The sequence below is a fragment of the Microbulbifer aggregans genome, from assembly GCF_001750105.1.
Classification (GTDB): domain Bacteria; phylum Pseudomonadota; class Gammaproteobacteria; order Pseudomonadales; family Cellvibrionaceae; genus Microbulbifer; species Microbulbifer aggregans.
In genome coordinates this window covers 2,024,951-2,047,347 of sequence record NZ_CP014143.1, presented here as the reverse complement: position 1 = coordinate 2,047,347, position 22,397 = coordinate 2,024,951, and the positions used below count along the sequence as shown (strand labels likewise).

General features: G+C 52.9%; 18 protein-coding genes. All 18 read right to left on the bottom strand.

Annotation, left to right across the window (positions count from 1 at the left end; translation table 11 throughout):
• Position 1: 1 nt before the first annotated feature.
• Positions 2-1,261 (bottom strand): hypothetical protein, encoded by a 1,260-nt coding sequence (locus AUP74_RS08830; protein WP_069947254.1) that lies wholly within the window; start codon positions 1,259-1,261, stop codon positions 2-4.
• A gap of 1 nt (position 1,262) precedes the next feature.
• Complete coding sequence (locus AUP74_RS08825; protein ID WP_226999745.1) at positions 1,263-1,610, bottom strand: acyltransferase; 348 nt, start codon at positions 1,608-1,610, stop codon at positions 1,263-1,265.
• Between the two features lie 1,041 nt (positions 1,611-2,651).
• Positions 2,652-3,677: a polysaccharide deacetylase family protein gene (locus AUP74_RS17190; RefSeq protein ID WP_145924352.1), complete on the bottom strand. Its 1,026-nt coding sequence runs from the start codon at positions 3,675-3,677 to the stop codon at positions 2,652-2,654.
• Positions 3,678-3,726: 49 nt separating this feature from the next.
• Complete coding sequence (gene wecC / locus AUP74_RS08815) at positions 3,727-4,995, bottom strand: UDP-N-acetyl-D-mannosamine dehydrogenase (protein WP_069947251.1); 1,269 nt, start codon at positions 4,993-4,995, stop codon at positions 3,727-3,729.
• Positions 4,973-6,106: a non-hydrolyzing UDP-N-acetylglucosamine 2-epimerase gene (wecB, locus tag AUP74_RS08810; RefSeq protein ID WP_083261106.1), complete on the bottom strand. Its 1,134-nt coding sequence runs from the start codon at positions 6,104-6,106 to the stop codon at positions 4,973-4,975. Before wecB ends, wecC begins: the two co-directional genes overlap by 23 nt.
• 393 nt (positions 6,107-6,499) lie before the next feature.
• Positions 6,500-8,227 carry an SLC13 family permease gene (locus tag AUP74_RS08805; protein ID WP_069947249.1) on the bottom strand — a complete coding sequence of 576 codons (1,728 nt, stop codon included), beginning with the start codon at positions 8,225-8,227 and terminating at the stop codon, positions 6,500-6,502.
• Between the two features lie 420 nt (positions 8,228-8,647).
• A complete protein-coding gene (locus AUP74_RS08800; RefSeq protein ID WP_226999744.1) occupies positions 8,648-9,718 on the bottom strand; it encodes an acyltransferase family protein in 1,071 nt (356 codons plus the stop codon).
• Positions 9,719-9,785: 67 nt separating this feature from the next.
• Positions 9,786-10,529: a VpsP family polysaccharide biosynthesis protein gene (locus AUP74_RS08795; RefSeq protein ID WP_069947248.1), complete on the bottom strand. Its 744-nt coding sequence runs from the start codon at positions 10,527-10,529 to the stop codon at positions 9,786-9,788.
• Entirely contained in the window at positions 10,519-11,274 is a 756-nt protein-coding gene (locus AUP74_RS08790) for a tyrosine-protein phosphatase (RefSeq protein ID WP_069947247.1), read from the bottom strand. Before AUP74_RS08790 ends, AUP74_RS08795 begins: the two co-directional genes overlap by 11 nt.
• Complete coding sequence (locus AUP74_RS08785; protein WP_069947246.1) at positions 11,271-13,532, bottom strand: GumC family protein; 2,262 nt, start codon at positions 13,530-13,532, stop codon at positions 11,271-11,273. Before AUP74_RS08785 ends, AUP74_RS08790 begins: the two co-directional genes overlap by 4 nt.
• Positions 13,533-13,540: 8 nt before the next feature.
• A complete protein-coding gene (locus AUP74_RS08780) occupies positions 13,541-14,122 on the bottom strand; it encodes a polysaccharide biosynthesis/export family protein (RefSeq protein WP_226999743.1) in 582 nt (193 codons plus the stop codon).
• 53 nt (positions 14,123-14,175) lie between these two features.
• A complete protein-coding gene (locus AUP74_RS08775; RefSeq protein ID WP_083260887.1) occupies positions 14,176-15,408 on the bottom strand; it encodes an outer membrane beta-barrel protein in 1,233 nt (410 codons plus the stop codon).
• Positions 15,409-15,521: 113 nt separating this feature from the next.
• A complete protein-coding gene (locus AUP74_RS08770; RefSeq protein ID WP_226999742.1) occupies positions 15,522-16,895 on the bottom strand; it encodes an undecaprenyl-phosphate glucose phosphotransferase in 1,374 nt (457 codons plus the stop codon).
• A 259-nt stretch (positions 16,896-17,154) separates the two neighbouring features.
• Positions 17,155-17,544 carry a VanZ family protein gene (locus tag AUP74_RS08765; RefSeq protein ID WP_145924351.1) on the bottom strand — a complete coding sequence of 130 codons (390 nt, stop codon included), beginning with the start codon at positions 17,542-17,544 and terminating at the stop codon, positions 17,155-17,157.
• Positions 17,545-18,096: 552 nt separating this feature from the next.
• Entirely contained in the window at positions 18,097-19,233 is a 1,137-nt protein-coding gene (locus AUP74_RS08760) for a glycosyltransferase family 4 protein (protein WP_145924350.1), read from the bottom strand.
• Positions 19,226-20,239 carry a sulfotransferase family protein gene (locus AUP74_RS08755; protein WP_083260885.1) on the bottom strand — a complete coding sequence of 338 codons (1,014 nt, stop codon included), beginning with the start codon at positions 20,237-20,239 and terminating at the stop codon, positions 19,226-19,228. The genes AUP74_RS08760 and AUP74_RS08755 overlap by 8 nt, the downstream gene beginning before the upstream one ends.
• Positions 20,236-21,174, bottom strand: coding sequence for a glycosyltransferase family 2 protein (locus AUP74_RS17035; protein ID WP_083260884.1), 939 nt, complete (start codon positions 21,172-21,174; stop codon positions 20,236-20,238). Before AUP74_RS17035 ends, AUP74_RS08755 begins: the two co-directional genes overlap by 4 nt.
• Positions 21,171-22,382 (bottom strand): O-antigen ligase family protein, encoded by a 1,212-nt coding sequence (locus AUP74_RS08750; RefSeq protein WP_145924349.1) that lies wholly within the window; start codon positions 22,380-22,382, stop codon positions 21,171-21,173. Before AUP74_RS08750 ends, AUP74_RS17035 begins: the two co-directional genes overlap by 4 nt.
• Positions 22,383-22,397 lie beyond the last annotated feature (15 nt).

The window sequence follows — 22,397 nt, the reverse complement described above, 5'->3', positions numbered from 1 at the left end:
CTTACGCAGCCGCCAGTGCAGAGGGTGATGCTCTCTGAGCCTCCCTCACTTTTTCCGGAAGCGATTTAATCAGGAACGAGTTGAACATTCCCATGGCGAAAAATACGATCAACGGAGCGCGGTCGAACAAGTCGACAGTGTAAGCCGCAAAGACCAACGAGATGATCGAGCAGAAGTAGGCAAAGTAAATTGTAATTCCGGTATATCTCCAGTGCTGCCAGTATGATTTCATACTTAATATAAATGCTATCCCCAACGCAATCAGAGCTGGATACCCATTCTGCAAAGTTGTAATCAACCAGTAACTATCCACACTATCTGGCATCCAGTGTGGGCGGCTCCAGTCAGCAAAGCCAATGCCCCACCAGGGATTTGCTGCAATGTCATCGGAAGCGTACATCCATTGCAGGTAACGCATGTAGGCGGTCTGTGGGTTGAACGAGAAAACCTGAGCGAAAAACAGAACTGGCCCCCGATCTGAAAATAGTGATACGAAAACAAATAGCGATATAAAGGCGATTGATATATTGGTGAATATCGAGGGTATACGGAGTGAAAGCTTACGAGCGAAATACAAGCCGAGGGTAATAATTGCCATAACTACACCGGCAGATGTTACTGACGTCACCATGGCCACAAATATGCCTGATGAGAGCAGTGTTGCTTTCAGCTTTGAGTAATAAACATAAATAATTGGTAGAAACATCACCGCACAAACGGAGTAGAGAATAGGATGGGAGAACACGGTACCCGCCCGGTGGATACCATATCTTAGATAATCTGGACCCAGAGTCTCAGTTGCAGTACCGCCTACTGCCTTCGCCGCCCACATGTGCAGTAGTCGATAGCCCGTTTGTGCCTCCATGATTGCAAATGGCACCAAAATCAAGTAGGCAAGAATCAGGATTCTCAATACTTTCTTAAAAGCTTCATGGTCTCCGGCAATGCGTGAACCGATGAAGTATCCGACCCATACCTCTAGAAAGAGGATTGCGGCAGACTGGAATCCAGCACTACCATGATTCACTAGATAACTGATCAAGCACAGGAAGCAGTAGAACCCTAGCCATTTCGCTATCGTGTCATTCTTATAGAGGTGATACATACCCCTAATGTTGAATAAGAAAACTAATATCAGGAAAACCCGATAGGGCTCTAGCCGGAGATCACCTACAAACCCTGATAGTTCCATAGGGATCAGCATTAATGCGAAATAGATTAACGCAAGCTTGTACGACGAGGTGGTACTGATGGTATTCATATTATGCGGATTCTAGAATTCCTAGCCTACTTGTTCTTATTTCCTGCTTGACAATTTTTGCAGGATTTCCCGTTACAATGACATTTGACGGGAATGACTTTGTTACTACCGATCCCGCGCCCACAATTACCTGGTCTCCCAACTCCACCCCTGGGAGCAAAATTGCATTCGCACCGATAAAGCAGTTTTTGCCAATTTTGACCGGTTTGTTGAGGTCCCGGCTCATGTCGTGCGTCAATATCGTAGAGCCAAATGCAAGGTATGAACCCGCGCCGATGTAGACACCCGCTGGATTAGTGAAATCCAGGTTAGCTTTCAATGAAATTTTTGCCGTTGGATCGATATTCATACCAAACACTCTGTTCAGGACTTTTATTCTCAACCCAAGGAGAAAGTGCCGAAGATGAATATGTATTAACCGGAATAATCTATTTTTCATTGCTGCTCTTTGCCTGTATTTTTTTGCTCAATACGCGACATTACCTGGCTGAGAAGAGTCTTATCTTCCGCGGGCAGATAAAGCGAGTGTTGAAGTTGGTAGCTAACAAGCAATTTTTGACAGGATACGCCCATGACTGGAGTCAGCGATCCCCGATAACGATTGATCGGCCTATTGTCAGAAATGACAGGTGAAGAGATGGTGTGCTGGCGCCAGCCACCGGGGTGCCCAGGAAAAGAATGTAGCCTTGCACCACACAAGGGAGGAAGCATCATCCTTGCCTCATTATTCTCTCGACGTCAGGTTCCACTCGGGCTCTAACTTATCCTTGAGAGGCACCCTGCCGTACTATTGATTTACATCCATGTAAACGTCAGTCAGGGTTCAGGCGCTAACCGCTACATAGCGCAGGATTCACTGTATCAAAGGTTGATGCGAAGGCAAGCAAAAATATTTCGAAGAATGGCACGGCAATCTACCCTTGGTGGATTTCTCTGCCAATCTGCCCACTTTGGACTGTGAGACTCATTCAAGTCACAATTGGAAATGAAGCATGCGCCATCGCTGGCGGACTTTTAGTTTGCTACTGTGGGCTAAGTACGATGACGCGTCACCTGCAATAGCATCACTGCGCAAAAAGATGCTAATGGGTCTCCAGCGCTCACCTTCATGAGCTTATGCTAGGTACTAATTTTCATGAGATGATGAAAATGGAATCAAGAAGCAATTGTATTTATCTGCAAATACCATTGATTGACTTTACGCACTAAGTAACGCCAAACTAAGCGGCAACTTATTATTAGAAATAACGTGACTTTCTAACTTGCCCCCCAATGACCGTCAATGACTAAGAGACCCATCCCCATTAGATATCCGGTTTCTAAAGAAGCGTCTCTGGGTTCTATTGGTTCTGACATTGCACGGAAAGAAGCCTACCTGTAGCCAAAATTGTCAGGCTATCACTTCCTTCTCGCGCTGTACTGTCAATACAGGGCTATCCAGCAATTCCAGTTTTTCACCACGCGAATAAACATCAGTGAGCCAGCTACGCAAGTTGCCCAAAGAGAATTCGGATAGTGCCTTCGGATGCCCCATAGCCACAAAGTGCGTTTTCCCGTTTTCCAATGCTCGTCGATAATTCTCACTCAGCAGGGATGACTTGAATCCGTCTATAGAAACAGGAATATTGGAAGCACGTACCATTTTACGTATAAGCTCAGAACGCTTACTCTTCATCGCTCCGCCATCACCAAAAGTTCGATGTACTGAAAGGTCGCCAAATAATCGGTTCAAAGCAAAACGCCAGAAGAACAATGGTGATACGCGAACTGACGATATTGGCAATTCCGTAAATGATCCATCTCTAATTAACCGGCAGGGTTCCGATTCGAACTTCCATATGCCCATGCTGGGCGCACTGGAGAAATCAAATAAGTGCGGGCCGTTCAGGCATTGCCCGCCATTATATACAGTACAATCCATTGTGATGCCATTGGCTTTCATGAAGCGGCTAATGTGCTGCCAGGGCTGTACACACCAACCACCAGCGCGGAATGCGAATACCTTATTTCTGAGGTGCCTATTCAGTTCTCCAGTACAGTCAGTGATGATTTTCCCTACTTCTTCGCGGCTCCAGTCCCCAAGACGGTAACGCCGGGTATCTATTTTCCAGTTATCCCCGTCATAAGTCGTATCATACCAATGGGGATGGATGTGTAGCTGTATCTGATGACCTTGCGTTTCAAGATTACGAATCTGACGAATGACTGCAGAGTAATCCTCTGATGCTTTTTCTTTTGTCTGTGCAAAATACCGCAGCCGTACCAGATAGGCAGCATCAACAAAAAAGACTGCACGTGCATCAAATTTATTGAGTTCTTCTAATAAGCGCTCTGTTGCATCTATCAGGCATGCTTTTGGCGTACCCGTTTTTTGACCAAAGAAAAGCTCGTAATCCAATGTCAATAGCGTTTTCATACGGTCGTACGTCCTCAAGTTACCCTTGTACTACTTCCCGAATTTATTTCTAAGCGAAGACACCTCGGGTATCGATTGCTGCTTTGGCGGAAAAGAGTGATGGATCCAGATTTCTAAATTCGCGATGGTCAACCAGTACTACCACTATGTTGGCGTTTTCCAGGGCAGCAGACAGGTCGACCAGCCGCACGCCCTTGTCAGCTAGTGCGGATGGTAATTCCTTGATATTTGGCTCTACGGCGACCACATCTCCGACACATCGTGATGCCAGTTCTCCCACGATTCGCATCGCGGGGCTCTCCCGTAGGTCGTCGATGTCAGCTTTGAAGGATAAGCCCAGGCAAGCAATGATCGGTTCCTTAAACTGCTCTGCCACTTTGAGGACTTTTTTCACTACATAATCCGGCTTGCTATCGTTGACATTACGCGCAAGGCTTAGCAAGCGGGCCTGATCCGGGCAGCTGCTGACAATAAACCAGGGATCAACCGCAATGCAGTGGCCCCCAACTCCCGGCCCGGGATTAAGGATATTCACCCGGGGGTGACGATTGGCCAGCTGAATCAAGTCCCAGACATTGATCTTAAGCTGATCACAGATCATCGAGAGCTCGTTCGCGAAGGCAATGTTGACATCACGGAAGGCATTCTCTGTGAGTTTGCTCATTTCCGCAGTCCGGGCATTCGTGATAATACATTCTCCCTCAACAAACACCTTGTAGAGTGCCAATGCCGCATGGCTGCAGGCGGAGCTAAGCCCCCCGATAATACGGTCGTTCGAGACCAGCTCCTTCAACACCTTGCCTGGTAAAACCCGCTCGGGACAGTGCGCCACACGGATGTCGGCCGCGTCTCCCCGCAAGTGCGGAAAAGTCAGGTCGGGCCGAGCCTGTTGGAGCCATTCGGACAACTGTTCGGTGGTCCCCACTGGCGAAGTGGACTCCAATACAACCAGGTCTCCTTTTTTCAGCAATGGTCCAATCGCCTCTGCAGCGGCATGGATGTAGGTCAGGTCCGGCTCACGTGAATTACCATGCTTGCTGGTGCGGAAGGGAGTAGGCACCGCAATCAGGAAAGCATCAGCGGGTTCCGCAAACTGGGTCGCTCGTAACTTTCCGCTAGTGACAGCTGCCCTAACAACATTATCGAGATCGGGCTCGACAATGTGTACGCAGCCCGCATTGATCGTATCCACCGCCCGCTGGTTGATATCGACCCCCACAACCTCCACTCCCCTGGAGGCGAATACTGCGGCCGTTGGCAGGCCAATGTATCCCAGGCCAATAACAGCGATTCGCTCAAACTGTGTATTCGTGGACATCCGCGAGTATTCCCTCCACTATTTTTTCGCAAGCGAATCCGTCACCATAGGGGTTGTGGGCCCGGCTCATAGTGCGGTACTCATTATCGTCATCCAATAGCGATTGCACTGCGTCTACAATTTTCTCTACATCAGTTCCAACCAGCTTGACCGTACCGGCGGCCACAGCTTCCACCCGCTCTGTGGTCTCGCGCATCACCACGACCGGCTTGCCAAGAGATGGAGCCTCCTCTTGTATGCCGCCCGAGTCGGTCAGGATGAGATAGCTCTCATTCATCAGGTAAACAAATGGCAGGTAGGTCAGAGGCTCAACAAGATAGACATTGTCGAGGCCCGCCAGAAGACGGTTCACCGGCTCCCGCACACGTGGGTTCAGGTGAACCGGGTAAACCACCTGTACATCCCCGCGCTCTGCAATCTGGCGAATGGCGATACAGATGTTCTCAAACCCCTCACCGAAACTCTCACGTCGATGGCCCGTGACGAGGACTAGCCGCTTACTGTTATCCAGAAAGGGGAACTGGTCCGCGAGCTTCCTCCTCTGGGTTTCCGATTGCTCAATCCGCTCAACAACATCAAGCAGGGCATCGACTACCGTATTTCCGGTGACGAGGATGGTGTCTTTAGATACGGATTCGTTGATTAGATTGTCGCGTGACAGTTCTGTCGGCGCGAAGTGATGCTGGGCGATGGCTCCTGTCAGCTTGCGGTTCGCTTCCTCGGGCCAAGGGCTGTAGAGATTGCCTGTCCTCAGGCCCGCCTCTACATGGGCCACAGGGATCTGGCGATAATAAGCAGCAAGGGACGCCGCCAGGGTAGTTGTGGTATCTCCATGAACAAACACCTTGTCGGGAAGGAAATCATCCAGCACTTCCCGCATTCCCAGCAATACTCGGGCCGTGACCTGGTAGAGGTCCTGACCCTTCTGCATGATGTTCAGATCATAGTCAGGCGCTATTTCAAAAAGGGCCAGCACTTGATCCAGCATTTCTCGATGCTGGCCTGTGACGCACACTCGCACATCAAAGCGTTCATCCTCCTGCATACTCCGGACCAGCGGCGCCATTTTGATGGCTTCCGGACGTGTTCCAAAGACGAGTAACACTTTCATCAAATACCACCACCCCAAGTGCGTATTTCGGCGTGTACCGATTATTTTCAGTCTGTTGCCCCGGCTGCCAGTGATGTATAGCGAGGCACAAGAATCTATATAGCTTCCGACTGCTTGGCCTGCATGAGAAACAGTAAAGATCAGGTTGGTACCGATGCCTCATTTGCCATCTTGGCGGTAGCACATCGTTTTATGATGTTTTTGGTGCGGCAGTGTCGGGACCTTCCTTATCTGCCGACGGCAAGGGTCCATCAAAAGACAGGAGCGTGGATTCCGAGATGCATTAGCCGGTGACTTCCACTTGCACATCAAGTGAAGCCCCCTCTGCCCTGCTTATAGGAACCTTTGAGGGGGAATAAACAAAACAGAATAATGAACGGAGCAAGGAGGCTTTTAGAGAGGAAAGACCACCGGCAGGAGCAACACAACGGTAACAGAATAGGCAATGGTCAATGGCAGGCCAGCGCGAACAAAATCGCGCAGGTGATAACCACCGAGGTTTTGCACCATCAGGTTGGTCTGGTAGCCGAATGGCGTGAGGAAACTGGCACTGGCACCGTAGGCCACCGCCATCACAAAGGGCATCCAGCTGACGCCAAAGCTCTCCGCCAGACTCCAGGCCAGGGGGAAGGCCAGTGCAGCGGCGGCATTGTTGGTCATCAGTTCCGTCAGTGCCAGAGTCAGTAGAAAGATGCCGATCAAGGCCACGTACGGGCCGGCTCCCTGCAGGTGCTGCCGGAAGCCGCTGGCCATCGCATCCGCCAGACCACTGCCGGTAAAGGCCTCCGCCAGCACCAGCGCGCTGGCGATGATGACCCAGATCTGGAAGGGAAAGCGCCGCTGTAGCTCAGTGGTGGAAACAATACCGAGGGCGATCATGCCCCCCAGCAGGATCACCAGCCCTTTCAATAGTGAAAAGTAACCGAGCGCAGAACCGGCGATCACCGCCGCAAACCCAAGCCCGAGCAACCAGTTGTCCCGTCTGGGCAGCTGGCGCTGCAGATCACTGCCGCTGATCACGTAGAAGTTCTTGCTGATGTTGAGGTGATGCTTGAAGTCCGGCCCTTCCGCCAGCAACAGGGCATCCCCCGCCTGCAGCTCAACCTCCCCCAGTTTGCCCGACAGGCGGTCACCGCCGCGGCGCATGGCAACCACAGCCGCATCAAAGCGGGTGCGGAACTTGGCACTTTTCAGGCTCTGCCCAATCAGGCTGGAGGTGGGGGTAATCACCACTTCGGTGAACTCCATGTTGAGTGTGTTGTCCTCCAGCGCGAACAGACGCAACCCCTCAATATCCTGCAACCGGCCCAGATCACGGACATCGCCGCTGAAGATCAGCTTGTCGCCGGACTTCAGCACCTCGGTCGGCGACACCGGACTGATAACTTGCCCCCCGCGCACGATCTCGATCAGGTACAGGGTTTCCAGCCGGCGCAGCTGGTTCTCTTCCACGGTCTTGCCATCCAATGGTGAGTCCACCACCACCTCCGCTTCCAGCAAGTACTCGGTAAGCGGCTCATCCGATATCGCCCTGGACGGAAGTAAGCGGTTGCTCACAAACAGTACCACCAGGCCCACCAGCGCAGCGGCCACGCCTATCGGGAAGAAAGCAAAGAAATCGAGACCGGGCATATCACGGTCCAGCACAAAGCTGTTTACGATCAGGTTCGTGGAGGTACCAATCAGCGTCATGGTGCCACCGAGAATGGCGGCATAGGAGAGTGGCATCAGCAGCTTGGCGGCCGGATAGCGGCGCTGCGACCTGATGCTGGAAGCCAATGCCGCTACCACGGCAGTATTATTGAGGAAAGCAGAGCTGATCGCCGTCGCAGTGGTCAGTTTTAACAGGCTGGTTTTGAGCGAGCCGTTGATCAGGCCGTCAGAAACCGAGCGCAGCCAGCGGGCCTTTTCCAGGCCCACCGATACCAGAATCAGAATCACCAGCGTCACCAGACCGGGGTTTACCGCCTTTTGTAACACCGACTCCGCCGGTACCAGGCCCGTCAGGAAACACGCACCGGCCGCCGAGGCGAATACCAACGAGGGACGCACACGACTGAAAACCAGGGCGGCAATGACCAGCGCAAAGAGCCCGGCAACAAAAATCTGGGTTATGGTCATAGTGAAGATGGTCGGTGCGCCCGCCCCGGTGATTATTTTTTATACACAACGTCTGTAGCTAATTATGCCAAATTCCGTACAGCCACCCAATGCAGTTGTAGTTCTATGGTTAGGACGATTTAGTGGGTTGGGAAGAGTCGCACATCCACTGCTCATGTGCAGGTTTTCGTGCGGGCGCAGAGAATTAGGTGGATACAGGCCTGCGCCGGCACGACGGGGTGTTGCCGGTAGCCCTGTGGACATTACGAGCGACCATCCGCCCTCACGGCCGGCATGACGAGTACGGTAACCGCTAACCGCTTGCCACAACGAGCGGTCACTCGTACCGGTGCGGACCGGGATCCACGGGTGTGGCGTCAGTAAGAGATGGCGTAAATCGTCTGGGGCGAACGGATGCTCCTGCGCCAGCTCAGCTTCAATCTAACTATCTGCTGCCCGCCCCTCACCCTTGCCGCCAATACGCGTCGTTATGGACATCAGGTAAGAGGAAATTGGCGCACTGAACAGATAGCGAATATTCAGGCGCTTGATGATTTCCAGCGCCAGGATCGGCCCGATCAGCCCCACCGCCATTCCCAGCCCCAGGTGGACCAAGAAGGCATCCACACCGGCCAGCTTTTGCAAAACGACCCGGACTCCGGCTCCCGCAAGCACATGCATCAGGTAGATTGCCATTGAGGATGAGCCCACCAGCAGCCATATTTTGCTCGGGCTACGTGCCAGTGCTACCGACAGGGATACCACAAACAGGATTGAGATCCCCCCCAAGAGCAGAGAGGGAGCCCCTTTATCTGTCCAAGTGAGCCCCAGCGTAGCGTGGAACCAATACTGGGCCAGCAAAAAGCCAGCGCCCAAAACCACTGCCCAGCGGTAACGCCCCAACTCCGTCTCGCCACCGTACCGATAAACCAGCGCACCCAGTAAAAAGTAAACCAGGTTATCAACGAGGAAGCCGAGGGGCTGAACCCCCGCGAGGGGTTGATAGATATAAAGCAAGGCCGCAAGTACGGAAAAGACAATCAGGCTTCCCCGCAGCCTGAGCAAAGAAAATATCAGGGTGGCTACGCAAAAGAGAATAAACAGGGCATAGAGAAACCAGAACTGCGCTCTGGGTTCCCACAGAAAAGAGAAGACATCCCCGGCCCCAACCGACCCATTCGTATATTTCGATAGGAAGACTTCTATCGAGCCCTGCAACAGCGACCAGAGAATATAGGGGTATACGATTGTATCCAGCTTGCTGAGCACCAACCCACCGGGACCACGCCTGCGGAACGATGCTTCAAAGAAAAGGCCGGAAAGGAAAAAGAACAGTGGCATGTGAAAGCTGTAAACAATGCTTTCCACCAGCAGGAATAACTCAGGGGATACAGGGATGCCTGCGTCGAAGAGCCCCCTCGCCACATGTCCATAAACCACCAGGATGATGCCGATCGCTTTGGCGTAGTCGACCCATTGGGCTCGACTCTCCACGCTTACACCATTCGCCACTCTCTCCACCGCAACCTCATTATTATTAGTATGGAATTGCTAGCCTGGAGATACATCATTCAGGCAATCAGGTCTCGCAAATTTGTAGCCGCGGTCTCGGCTCCGCTGCCTGGGCAATCGTCCGGCAGGCCGACACCTCCTGGGCGTACTGCTCCACCAACCGCGCCACTTCCGGGCGACTGCGGTGGTCCGCCAGGCCTCGCAGCAGGTGGCGGTCCAGCAATGGGCGCTCCTCAAACGGATACTGCTGCTTCAGCGCATAGCCCCCCCGGACTATGGCTGTGTGCACCGCAGGTGTGTAAGGCCCCATCTCATCGGCCCGCAACATCCAAGTCTGCAGCTCCCCGTCCAGCTCTCCCAAGTTGAGCTTAACATTAATCATCTCGGCCCAGGTCTCGGGCCACATAGGGCGCAGTGCAGCCGCTTCTTTATATAACGCCAGCGCTGCGCGGTAGTCAGCCACCCTGCCCTCATCCTCTCTCATGGCGTAAGCACGCCACTCCAACAACCGCGCCTTGAGTGAAAGCTGATAGGGATTGTCGTGATGGAGGGCAATGGCGCGGTCGATCGCAACAAAGGCATTATCCAGATCCTTTTCTGAAGACACCTTGCCATTTTGCCCCCAACGCTTGAGTGTATTTTCCACCGCGACCACCTGCAGGTGCGCGAGGCCCCAGGAACCAGCCTGCCAGGCGAGGCTAACCAGCACACAGAGCAGCAAGCCGGTAAGCGCAAGGCGGGGACGGCTTACGTGCCGATACCACTTGCGGTACCAGGGGGTGCGACGGCGGCGACGGGATTCAGTCGCCATTGCCGGATTCAACACTCTCGAGGGAGAAATGGCTGGCGGCAATGCGGCCCGGATTATTGCGCACAAGATCCCAGGAGCGGGACTCGCCCACCACCGCTTCTGCAGCCATGCGGCCGCGGGCCAGTACGGGCGGGCGACGCTCCTCGTGGTGCGCATCGGTGGCAAGGATCGTCACCATGTCCTCACTCAGGAGTTCCTGCGCACGCAGCTGCGGCCCTTCACCAAAATCGCCGGCCACGGCACCGGCGGTCACCTGTAACAGGCAACCCTGCCGTACCAGCGGCAGCACCTTACTGAAATCGCGCAGGATATCCTTGTTGCGTTCCGGGTGGGCGATCATCGGGCGGACGCCCTGCTTCTGCAGCCAGCGGATCAGTTGCTCGGCACCGGCGGGAATATGGCTGTGGGGCAACTCCAGCAACAATACCGGCTCGCCCTCCCACTTGCCCAGGAAAGGCACCTGCTTACTGGCAACCATGGTAAGAATTTCATCGGAGAAGCGGATCTCCGCCGCCATACCCAGCTGCAGCGGAATGCCCTCCTGTGCGAGGGAATCCCTGAACGCATGAAAAACGTCAGCAATGCTGGCCCGGGTGTTGTTCCAGCGCCCCGGGTGGATGTGGGGCGTGGCCACACAGTGGGTAATGCCATCCTCGACCGCCATGCGCGCCAGTTGCAGCGCCTGGTCCAGGTCGCGGGCACCGTCATCGATGCCCGGTAAAAGATGGCAGTGCAGGTCGATCATGCCACTTCCAGGTCTTTCTCAGCGGCTTTGGCAGCCTGTCTGGAGGGCTGCTGGGGTTTTACCGCAGCGCTGTAACTGCTGTACTCGCCTTCATAGCCGTAGTAGTCACCGTAATAACTGGCCTTGTTGGAAGTGTCCAGCTGGTTCAGCACCACGCCATCCAGCTTCGCACCCACCTGCAACAGGCGGCCGATACCGTTGGTGATCATCTTCTGGCGAGTACTGTCCGCCTTCACCACGTACAGCATGGAGTCTGCCACGCGGGAAACCACCAGCGCATCACTCACTACCTGCGCGGGCGCGGTATCGAGAATCACGCGGTCGTACTTGTCCATCAGTACCTGCAGCGCCTTGGTAAAGCGTGGCGAAGACAGCATCTCCTGCGGGTTGGGCGGTACCGCACCAGCAGGCATCACGTCCAGTCCGCTCTTCTCGTCGTGGTGGATACACTCGGCCAGCGTATTGCTGCCGGCAATCAGGTTCGACAGGCCCGGGTGATAAACCGGCAGACCAAAATCCTTGCCCACAGACGGACGGCGCATGTCCGCGTCGATCAGCAGTACTTTTTCCATCTGTGCCAGGGCAAAGGCCAGGTTCTCCGCCACAGTGGTTTTGCCCTCACCGGGAACCGAAGAAGTGACGGAAATCACCGTGGCCGGCGTTTCCAGGTGCGAGAGCACCAGGCTGGTCCGCAGGGTGCGTACCGCCTCAGAAAACTGGTGGTTGGCGCTATCGAAGAAGGTCGAAAGGCTCAGGCGCTCGTCCTTTTCATGCTTCACCCAGGGCAGCATGCCGATCATCCGCTGGGCCAGCTTGTTTTCCACATCATCCGGGTTGCGGATGCCGTCGTTCAGCGCCTCGATCAGGAAGGCCAGCATCACACCGAGCATGGCACTGACCACAAACGCCAGCGCCACAATCAGCTTCTTCTTCGGCTTGGCCGACTCGCGGGGTGCAATGGCCGGGTCCATCAGGCGCGCATTGGCGGCCTCGAAGCCGGAGGTTTCACTGGTTTCCTTGAAGCGGGTCAGGAAGGCGTTGTACAGCTGGCGGTTGACTTCCACCTCGCGTTTCAGCTCGTTGTAGCGCGTCTCCTTGCGGGAGATCTGCTGGTAGTCGCCCTTGGCCGCGTTCAGCTCACGCTCCAGCGCGCGGACATTCGCCTGCGCGGTTTCGTAATCGTTCTGGATACCGCTCACCAGCTGGCGCACTTCGCTGCGCAGCTTGTCCTGCACCGATTCCAGCTCATCGCGGGCGGCGATCATTTTCGGGTGCTTGGGCCCGTAACGGCGTGCCAGCTCGGAGACCTTACGCGATGCATCAATTTCCGCCTGCTTGATATTGGCTATCACCGTGTGGTTCAGCACTTCCGGCAGGCTGGACAGCGCAGTGACATCCGTACCGCGGCTCTGCACCAACGCATGAATGCTCTCGGCCTGCTTCAGCTCTTTACGCGCATCAATCAGCTGGGTGGTGATCTCGTTGAGTTCCTGCGCCGCCAGGCCCTGCACGCCAGCTACATCCACCAAGCCCTGGGATTCCTGGAAAGCCTGCAGACGTGCTTCGGAGTCCTCCAGCTTCACGCGCAGGTCCTCGAGGCGGACATTCAGCCAGGAGGTGGCCTGCTTGGTCATATCCAGCTTGGCTTCCAGGTGGCTGTCGATAAACACTTCTGCCACGGTATTGGCCACCTGCGCGGCCAGCTCGGGGGATTCGGATTCAAAGCTGATCTTCACCAGCTGGGTGTTGCGCACCGGCGAGATGGTGAGGTTTTCGCTCACCGCCTTGGTCACGCTCTCCAGCTTCAGTTCGCGCAACTCCTCTTCGCTGAGGATTTCATTGGAAGCCAGGAACGGCAGCCAGCCTTTCACTTTCTCTTTAAAAGAAGGCTCCTGCTGCTCCGGGTCAAACAGCGGGTGCTCGGTCAGGTTCAGCCGCTCCACCACCTGCTCGGCAATACGGCGGGACTTGAGGATTTCGAACTGGGTGAGGAAATATTCCTTGCGGCTGGAGTCCAGCCCGTACACCTCCTCGATGGAGAGCGCCTTGGGCTGCTCCGCCTCGATCATCAGGGTCGCTGTGGCCTGGTAGCGCGGTGTCATGGAGAACACCACCATCGCCGCCAGCATGGCTACTGCCACCGCCAGCGCACCGATGCGCCACTTGAACCGGTCCAGGATGCGCCAGTACTGGCGCAGGTCAATCACTTCCTCCTGAAGTAAGCGCTCCTGCTGGGTGTTGTTGTCTTGCGCGTTCATTGGTTACCTCAGAAGAACCGCTGTTCCACGGTCACTACATCGCCGGGACGCAGCTCGGTGTTCAGGGTGATTTTTTTCGGGGTCTTGCTCGAATCATCGCCCCGCACCACAAAAATCTTGGATTCGGACGCCCGCTCGGTAAAGCCCTGGGCCAGTGCCGCCGCCTTGCTCACGGTCAGGCCCGGCTGGTACGGGTAACCACCGGGGCGCTCCACTTCGCCGTGAATATAAAAGGGGCGGTATTCCATGATGGACACATGCACATTGGGGTTCACCAGGTAACCGTCCTTCAGGCCCCCGTGGATGGTTGCCTCCAGCTGCGCCACGGTCATGCCGTTGACTTTCAGCTCGCCCAGGAACGGGTAATTCACCAGGCCGCTGTCGCTCAGCTGGGTCTCCACCGTCAGGTCATCCTCGCCGTACACATTGATGAGGATCTTGTCCCCGGAACCCAGGCGATAGTTATCGACCAGGGTGCTGTCGGTAATGGCCACAGCCGAAGCGGCGGCCAGTACCAGCCACAGTGCGGAGAAAATGGACAGGGCTGCGCGCCATGCGCGCTGCCCAGGTGAGCGTGTGTGTCCCATCATGGTTACCCGTAGTTACCTCTTAATTGCTTGCGTCCGATACCCGGCTTCAACTCTTACAGTGTGACGCGAGCGCCAAACGTCATTACAGCGCGGTCGTAGTCATAGCCCTGCAGAGTGCTGTCCTGGCTACCGGTGGCATAACCGGCAGTAAGGATCAACCAGCGGCGCATCTCGTAATTCAAATTGAATGTGCCGCCGAGGCGGTCTTCGGTACGCTCAGTACCTTCGTAATCCATGTTCTGGTGATAGAACATCACGTCAGTGGACAGGCGCTCGAGCCAGGTGTGGTTCCAGGAGGCAGACAGTACCTCGACATCGGCGAAGTCACCGTCACCACGGGCTTCCTCGAAGCGGCGCGCAGTGCTGAACTCAAACGTGCTGTAAGTGAGCGGTTGCCAAATGACACCTGCCTCCCACGCCGGCGCGGAGAAATCCTCACGGGCGGCATCATCAAACTGCTTGGAGCGCGCACCCACCTTCAGGGTACCGGTGGTCTTGGCTGTGCCTTCCCAGCTCAGGCCAAACAGCACACTGCTCTGGGTGCTGTCACGGCTGGGGATACCGGCCACGGCATTGTCATACCCCACCAGGCTACCTTTCGCCTCCACCAGCAGGCGTGTCTTGCCGCCGGTGTTATAGAAGAAGCGCGCGGCCCCGTAGTCGGTGCCGTAATCGCGCACATCTGCCAGCGGGTTATTCTGCTCCACGCCGTCGATGAACTGGGTGGGATCGTAATCCCGCGCGCGGGTGCCTGCTTCCAGCTCGATATTGCCGCGGGCAGTCTCGGCGCCGTAGCGGTAGACACCGGAAACATCGCTCTCCGAGTAGCGGTCCGGCTCGTCCAGCAACGCACCAAAGCCCTGGGAGTAGCCAGTACCGCGCATCTCGTGCAGGTCCTCGTAGCTGGCAGCCAGGCCCAGGCGATGGCGGGCGTTCAGTTCCCAGTCTGCATTGGCCTGCAGCATGTGGTCGGTGTAGTTATCTTCGCTGCTGTCCTGGTAATCACCGTGGGAAACGGTGTAACGCAGGCCATACTCAGAAAAGTCATTCTCTGCAGAGAGCAGGAAACTGGGGCGCAACTCAGTGACCCAGCTGTCGGTGGGATTGGTATCGGTATGCACGACGTTGTCATCGTAGACCAGGCCCATGTCCAGCACCGGTGTAAACAGGATGCCATTGCCCAAGTCCACCGCACCGGCATCGGCCTCAGACCGCGCGGAGGCAACACCCGTGCCTACGAGGGTCGCGAGGCCGATCGCCAGAGAAAGAGTTGTTTTTTTCATCATCGTTTTCCCATATCCCTAAAAACAAGTCATGCACCGCCCGGCCAAACCGAACGGTGCCTATGCACCCCAATTGTCCTGCCACACCGGCTGGCTACCGTTGAGCCCTGCCCAACTCAGTAGGCATTCTTGCCGGTGAAGCCCTTGAATACCGTCATCAGCACGATGCGGATATCCAGCCACAGTGACCAGTGGCGGATGTAATGCAAATCGTGCTCCACCCGCTTGCTCATTTTCTCGAGCGTGTCCGTCTCACCGCGCCAGCCGTTTACCTGGGCCCAGCCGGTAATGCCCGGCTTTACCTTGTGCCGCAGCATGTAACCGCTCACCAGCTGGCGGTATTCCTCGTTGTGGGCCACCGCGTGCGGGCGCGGGCCGACGATGGACATGCGCCCCTGCAACACGTTGATAAACTGCGGCAGTTCATCAAGCGAGGTGCGTCGTAAAAAAGCGCCCACCGGCGTAATGCGCGCATCGCCCTTTTGCGCCTGCACCACCTTGTCACCATTGTCCTGGGTGGTCATGGAGCGGAACTTCCACACCTTGATGGCGCGGCCATCCAGCCCATAGCGGTGCTGCTTGAAAATCACCGGCCCTGGTGAAGTCAGTTTGATCGCCGCAGCGATCAGCAGCATCAATGGTGAAATCAACAGCAGAATGACGGACGACAGCAGCAGGTCCTCAAGCCGTTTCAGCCAGCTGTTCAAGCCCTCGATGGGCGTGTCGTACACGCTCAGCAGGCTTGAATCCCCCACTTGGCGCCAGCGCGCGTGCAACAGGTTGCTCACGAACAGGTCTGTCAGCAGGTGCACCGTGACCGTGGTGTCTGCCAGCGCCTGCAGAATATCGGCAATGCGCTGCTCCTCGCGCATGGGCAGGGCGATATAAACCAGGTCCAGCTCGCCGGCGCGGGCTGCCGCCACGGCATCTTCCACACTGCCCAGCAGTTTGACCGGCTCCAGTTCCAGCATGGACTGATCACAACCGGCACAATCCGGCACGCTATAAAAGCCCTGCACGCGGATACCCAGCTGCGGCTCATTATTCAGGTTGCGGGCCAGCCGCAGGCCGGCTTCCGTCACGCCGATCACAGCGGCGCTGCGAGTATTGAAGCCACGTGAACGCAACACAAACAGCAACTGGCGCAAGCCAAAGCGCCAGGCACACAGCAACACCAGCGTGGAACCGGCCCAGGTGCCCACGATCAAGCGCGAATAGCCCACACTGGTCTTGCTGAAATAACCCAGCACCAGCAGCACCGCGCCCAGTGCACACCAGGCAAAGGCCGTGTAGGCCACCATCTGCAGGTAAGTGTCCGCTCGCCAGGAACGGTAGAGATCCACAGACTCCGCCATCACGGCAAAGCCGACGGCCGCAATCAGCCCCAGCAGCACCCACTCGGTAGTAATGCTGTGACCAAAGGCAGTAATGCAGGTAAACAGCGCGCCCAGAATCAGCGCGCCGTCCAGTAAACGGTATACAGCAGCCAAGCTACTCTGGTGGCTGCGAATCCAACCTTGCCCCACGAAAATCCCCCAGAAAAATTCTTCCCTGCCAGTATCCCTGGTCATCCCCTGCAAAGAGGTGGGTCGACCGCGCCACAAGGCAGACCAAAATCTGCCCTGTTCCCCAGGTGCGGTACGCTCTTCATGACCCCTGGCCAGCCCTTTCGGGCTTCTTGTTTTAGGTCTCAAATGATGCCACAGATGTGACACCAATCAACACAAAAACGAGATACAAATCACGATTTTATTTTGAATTTTTGATCGAAATTTCGACAAGCCCCGCCTTTTTATCCGCTCGCGACAATACAAACCTGCTTAAAAGCAATATGGAGAACCAACCACAAAAAACCCCAAGCGAGTTGGCCAATATGTCCCAGCCATCGGCCGTCCGGCCCGGCAGCATCCAGCCCTGCCACACTTCAATACCCAGCCCAATTGTAATTAGTACAAAAATACCAACTGGCGGCCGCGTAAAGCCAATCATCCAAAGCCCTGCGAGCGCAGCAAAAGCACCGAAGTGAAGGATTAGGTCAAAGTGTGAAACCACCTGTGGTACCGGCGTGGACTTCAGCCCGGCAAAGAGCGCCGCGGCCAACAAAACTACGAATAAGCCGCGAGCAATAATTTTATTCACTTTAATTAACCTCAAAAAATAGCCCTTTTGGGCTAAATCGATTACTTTGCATTACATCTACGTTTTGACTGAAGAATGCAGAAGCATCACCAAGGCCGCAGGATAGAGCACGAACTATAGCGAAGCCGGATCATCATCGATTGCTGGATCCAGCTTCTATCAAATATAACCGCCAGTTATCGTTCAGTTGAGCACCTTACCCCATAAGTATCAAACGCTAGCGAGCATCATGAATCTGAAGTCAACTAATAAAAAAGATGCCCCCAACACCTCAAGTACCATTCTTGGAAAAGCAAATCTACATTCCCATGAATAAGCATCAAAAGCATGACTAATAACATGGCCCAATGGCAGTAAATATAGAATCATGTCTCTAGAACTCTGGACCATTACAACGTTTATTAGTCCTCAGATGCTTGAACTAAAGAGAACAGCTTTAGGGCCTCCAACGCGGAGATCCAAATCTTCAGCACCGGATAAGTGACACCCCTTAATTGGACTTCACAATTGGCGCCCACGCGAAACTCTCGCCACCGGAGACTTCCTATACATTCAAAGGGAACGAAAAAGCTCCGCGGTCAGCCTTCCGATATTTCCCCAGCTATAGCTTTCATTCATTCTCTTTATGCCCAAATCAGCATAGCGATCTAGGGAATCGGGACTTTTCAATAGGTTGCGGGTCTTTACTGCGAGATCCTTCGGACAACCTTTCTCAAAACTCAATCCAAACTCGTCGTTGCCAATAACCTCCATCATCCCAGCTATATCAGAAACCAGCACCGGGACTCCATAGCTCATCGCCATTAGCAAAACACCGCTTTGAAAGATCTGGTGATAGGGAAGTACAACCAGGTCCGCCGAACAATAAAAGTCCGCTACTTCTTCATCACGTATATAACGCACAAAAGTTGAAACGCTATCCGAGAGCAGGGAATCATCAATCAGATCCTGATATACAGAAAAATCATCCTTCCAGACCTTACCAGCGATTACCAAATGAGCAGTTGGTTCATTAGCGACAACTTCACCCCATGCGTTCAGGAGAACTTCCAGGCCCTTCACCCTCTTTATCTGCCCAAAAAATAGCACAACCATCTTATCTTTAGGAATTCCCAGTGCTTCTCTAGCGGCAGTCTTTGTTGGTCTCCGTTCGATAAAATCGAAATAGTTTCCATGCGGAATCACATAAATGTAAGACTCAGTCAAACTCAACTTCTCTACAAGAGATTTTTTACTGATCTGGTTATGGACAATAACAACACTTGCCACCTTTAAAATTATCTCTGCAAGCCAATCTTTTTGACCGCCCTTGAAACTCTCAACATCATGCGCGGTGACGACCACTTTAAAGAGAAGCAACCGCGCAACAAGAACCATAAAGAGCTCCATAATTCCATAATGGAAAAAATGGTAGTGGACAATATTACATCTTGAAAACCGCGCGTGCAGTAATGATTTAACCATGCCGAAAACAAAGCGGCTTGCTCGAAAAAGTTTGTTTTTGGGGCCCCAGACACCCCTAAAATACCTTCGCACAAAACAGGACATCTCCGGACTGACATTAGTCTCCTCTGACGTATACAAGAGTGCGTCGGTGCCGGCATCAATAACCCCCTTCAGAAGCCCGAGATCATAATAGTTCATCCCACCGTGACCGCCGACAGGCTCAATAATTGCAACCCTAGGCACGAGCACCCCCGAATCGCCGTCTTATCGTGCTCAGCAGATTCGCCATTCGACCCGTATTAAGCACTAGTGCAAAAAGACATTTGAACGGAAACGTAAGCAAATCACTGCCAACACGGAAAGAACAGCGACCCTTTTTAGACAGCTCGTAGCCTGCTCGCGCAAGGTTACGCCCCGCAACTTTTTGAATCCAAAATATTTCTGAACTCGACAAACCGCCATCCGATTCCCAAGAGGCAATATTGCTGGACGATATCCCCCTTGAACTGGGCTCGTCCTTTCCCAGCGAAGATCCTACGACTGGCACGTTCAGCATAACTGGATCAAATTCGATTTCACAAAAATCACAGACTTCACGCACTATTCTATGGGGATCAGCAACCAAATCTTCAAATCTAATGGTCTTTACCCGCTCACTGTCCTCACGAAAACCTGCATCGACCGCCATAGACCACATTCGGCCAGTCAAAATGGGGTGATACAAAGACCAGGCTCTTATCGTCTCGAAGACAGTCTCCCCATCCTCTCCATAGAATCGTCGCTTCCACTTATTTCGCTGTGAAAAAGCCACAGCCCTAGGGTCACGAACCATATTAATAATCTTCGAATCAGGAAAATGCTCTAATATTTCCTCAATGTAAAACACGTTTTTTGGGGTCTGCTCACAACAAATATCCACCCCAACTTTCTCTGCCCACCAACCAAGAAATAACTTATAGACTGAAATTGGAGTCAAATCTCTGCGGGGTATAGGGTCCAACACTGCTCTTGACCGATTAACGTACTGATCAGGATCAGAAATTCGATAGAAATTTTGCTCCTGCTTAGCTATCAGGCAGCAGAACAAACGCACTGCATCATCATATGAAATCTCCTCCCGAATTCTATCGGCAGAAACCATCCACTCGAAAAAGTGGACTTCCTGTAAATTGCAAACACGACTCCCCCGCCCCAGGATTCGACTCATCATCGTAGTCCCGCTACGGGAATTACCAACAACGAAAATCATCTCAACAAACCACTCCAAAACCCTTTATTTGCATTTACCCAAGCCGAATAGCCAAACTTTAAAAAACATTTAAATGGCCATAAAAGACCAATGTTTAGAAAGGCCAGAAACCCAACACGCCCTAAGTTACTCTTCCAAAAAGCAGCCTTGTTTCTTGCAGTCCAATAAATAGAAAAGTCCGACATATGCCCCCCCCCACTACTACCTACCTTATGATAGATTACAGACTCGGGCTCAACGACTAGTCGCAAACCTGCCTCAGTTACCCTATGACAATATTCGACATCCTCGAAATACATAAAGTACGACTCATTAAGCAAGCCAACAGCTTGGATCGTCTTTCTTGGCAAAAGCCAGAGGCAACCAGATATAAAAGTAGAATCACGATGCCAAGCGGACCTATCGGAGATATGTAATCCAAAATCTCTATGGGACACACTCATAGTGGCCAAATTAAAATCACCACCGTTAAACCACACTCGGTCCGGTTCATCAAAATAATTTATCTGCCCACAAACAATACCAACCGAGCTTTCTGACTCGCACACTTTGAATAGCGGAGATAAAAAATCTGGCTCCACAACAGTATCGTTATTAATCAAGAGGACATAATCTGCGCCGCTACTAAACGCAATTTTAATCCCTACATTATTACCAAAGCCAAATCCACCATTGCGACCAGATCCAATTAGAACCACATCTAAACTCGACAGTTCATCACCAATTACATCAGAAGTGTCATAACACTTGTAATTATAATTTTTTCTGGACATGTAGCGCCGCAGCTGGCCAACAGAATCATCGGTTGAGTGATTGTCGATAACTATCTTCTGTAAAAAAATCCCCTCCGCATTAACTTTGGAAAGACTCTCCAAGCATTCGATCGTGTCAGTAGCACCATTAAAATTCAATATTATTGCCGACACGCGAATCATGCACCACCGCCCTTAATGCTTTTCACTTTGACCGAATTCCAGTACAGGACTAAAACGCCGAACAAAACGAAAAGCAAAGTATCAAGTCGATTGATCGACAAAATAAAGTAAAATATTAGGAGGCAAGCAACAGCAGATAAAGGATATATCGCGCGCTTTTCACCATTAGTTAGAGCTACAAAGCCATATCGCACAAGTATTAGAATAGGCATCAAAAAAAGAATCAAGCCTAGAACACCCCCAGATAATAAACGGGTTAAATAATAATTATCTAAGACTATAGTTGAAATAATTGCTTCCCCTGCCTGCCCCTCCCCGTAGCCCAAAAAAGGCCGTTCTTTGAAGGCCTCAAGGCCAAGATCCCACTGCAAAACTCTAGCTAATGAACTCGCCTCGCTAGTGCTCACATAACCATATGCCATCAATGTTTCTAAATTTCTTGCGTCCGAGATATAAGTCACATACAACCAGTAGACGGAAAGTGACAGGAGGCTCATCAGGCAAAAAAGGCCAAACTTCAATAACGGTAGCGCAAAATTTATACGCCAAAGCTTAATATATAAGAAAATAATTGGGAGTAAGAGCGAAATAGCAAGTCCGGCACGCGATCCAGTTTTCAACAAAAGAATATACGACAATAAAATATTAAGTGCCGCCAACAACTTAAAGGGACCAGAACTTTCTACGTACCTCATCAAGCTCAAGCAAAGAGTGACCAATAGAAACTGCGCGTAAACCAGCGGGCTTGAAAATACTGATATCACCCTAGCGCGGCCATCTCGGTAAAAGCCCTCTACCAACCCCTCTCGGTTGACACCCAATAGAGCGGACAACTCAGCAAACAGTGGCTCTCCAGAAAAAACCTCTAATAAACCCAAAATATTTACTATTAAGGAAATAATATATAGATGCAAAAGAAGCCGATGAGCCCCATTAGCCCCATTAAAAATACTTATGACTGAGACCGCTAAAAAGGGGCCGAAAAAAAACCAATTCACAACAGCATAGGTAGCAGCCACTTTTGAGAATGGTGATAATAACCCCACCAATATCATCCAGAAACCAAAGAGCGCATATAAAGCCAAGGGAAAGTCAGCAGACTTCAAATAGCCCTTCCATCCCGAAAACTTTTTTGCCAGCATCGTGAAGAGAAACAGAAGAACAAATATCCTGTCCAAACCGATATTCGGCAGTGAACCAATCTTCACATTTAGATAGGTTGG

Excerpts from the sequence above, each read along its gene's own strand:
- AUP74_RS17035 (WP_083260884.1), bottom strand. The coding sequence starts at position 21,174 with ATGATTCGCGTGTCGGCAATAATATTGAATTTTAATGGTGCTACTGAC.
- AUP74_RS08785 (WP_069947246.1), bottom strand. The coding sequence starts at position 13,532 with ATGAACGCGCAAGACAACAACACCCAGCAGGAGCGCTTACTTCAGGAG.
- AUP74_RS08790 (WP_069947247.1), bottom strand. The coding sequence starts at position 11,274 with ATGATCGACCTGCACTGCCATCTTTTACCGGGCATCGATGACGGTGCC.
- AUP74_RS08825 (WP_226999745.1), bottom strand. The coding sequence starts at position 1,610 with ATGAATATCGATCCAACGGCAAAAATTTCATTGAAAGCTAACCTGGAT.
- AUP74_RS08780 (WP_226999743.1), bottom strand. The coding sequence starts at position 14,122 with ATGATGGGACACACACGCTCACCTGGGCAGCGCGCATGGCGCGCAGCC.
- AUP74_RS08830 (WP_069947254.1), bottom strand. The coding sequence starts at position 1,261 with ATGAATACCATCAGTACCACCTCGTCGTACAAGCTTGCGTTAATCTAT.
- AUP74_RS08805 (WP_069947249.1), bottom strand. The coding sequence starts at position 8,227 with ATGACCATAACCCAGATTTTTGTTGCCGGGCTCTTTGCGCTGGTCATT.
- AUP74_RS08795 (WP_069947248.1), bottom strand. The coding sequence starts at position 10,529 with ATGGCGACTGAATCCCGTCGCCGCCGTCGCACCCCCTGGTACCGCAAG.
- wecB (WP_083261106.1), bottom strand. The coding sequence starts at position 6,106 with ATGAAAGTGTTACTCGTCTTTGGAACACGTCCGGAAGCCATCAAAATG.
- AUP74_RS08755 (WP_083260885.1), bottom strand. The coding sequence starts at position 20,239 with ATGATTTTCGTTGTTGGTAATTCCCGTAGCGGGACTACGATGATGAGT.
- wecC (WP_069947251.1), bottom strand. The coding sequence starts at position 4,995 with ATGTCCACGAATACACAGTTTGAGCGAATCGCTGTTATTGGCCTGGGA.
- AUP74_RS17190 (WP_145924352.1), bottom strand. The coding sequence starts at position 3,677 with ATGAAAACGCTATTGACATTGGATTACGAGCTTTTCTTTGGTCAAAAA.
- AUP74_RS08775 (WP_083260887.1), bottom strand. The coding sequence starts at position 15,408 with ATGATGAAAAAAACAACTCTTTCTCTGGCGATCGGCCTCGCGACCCTC.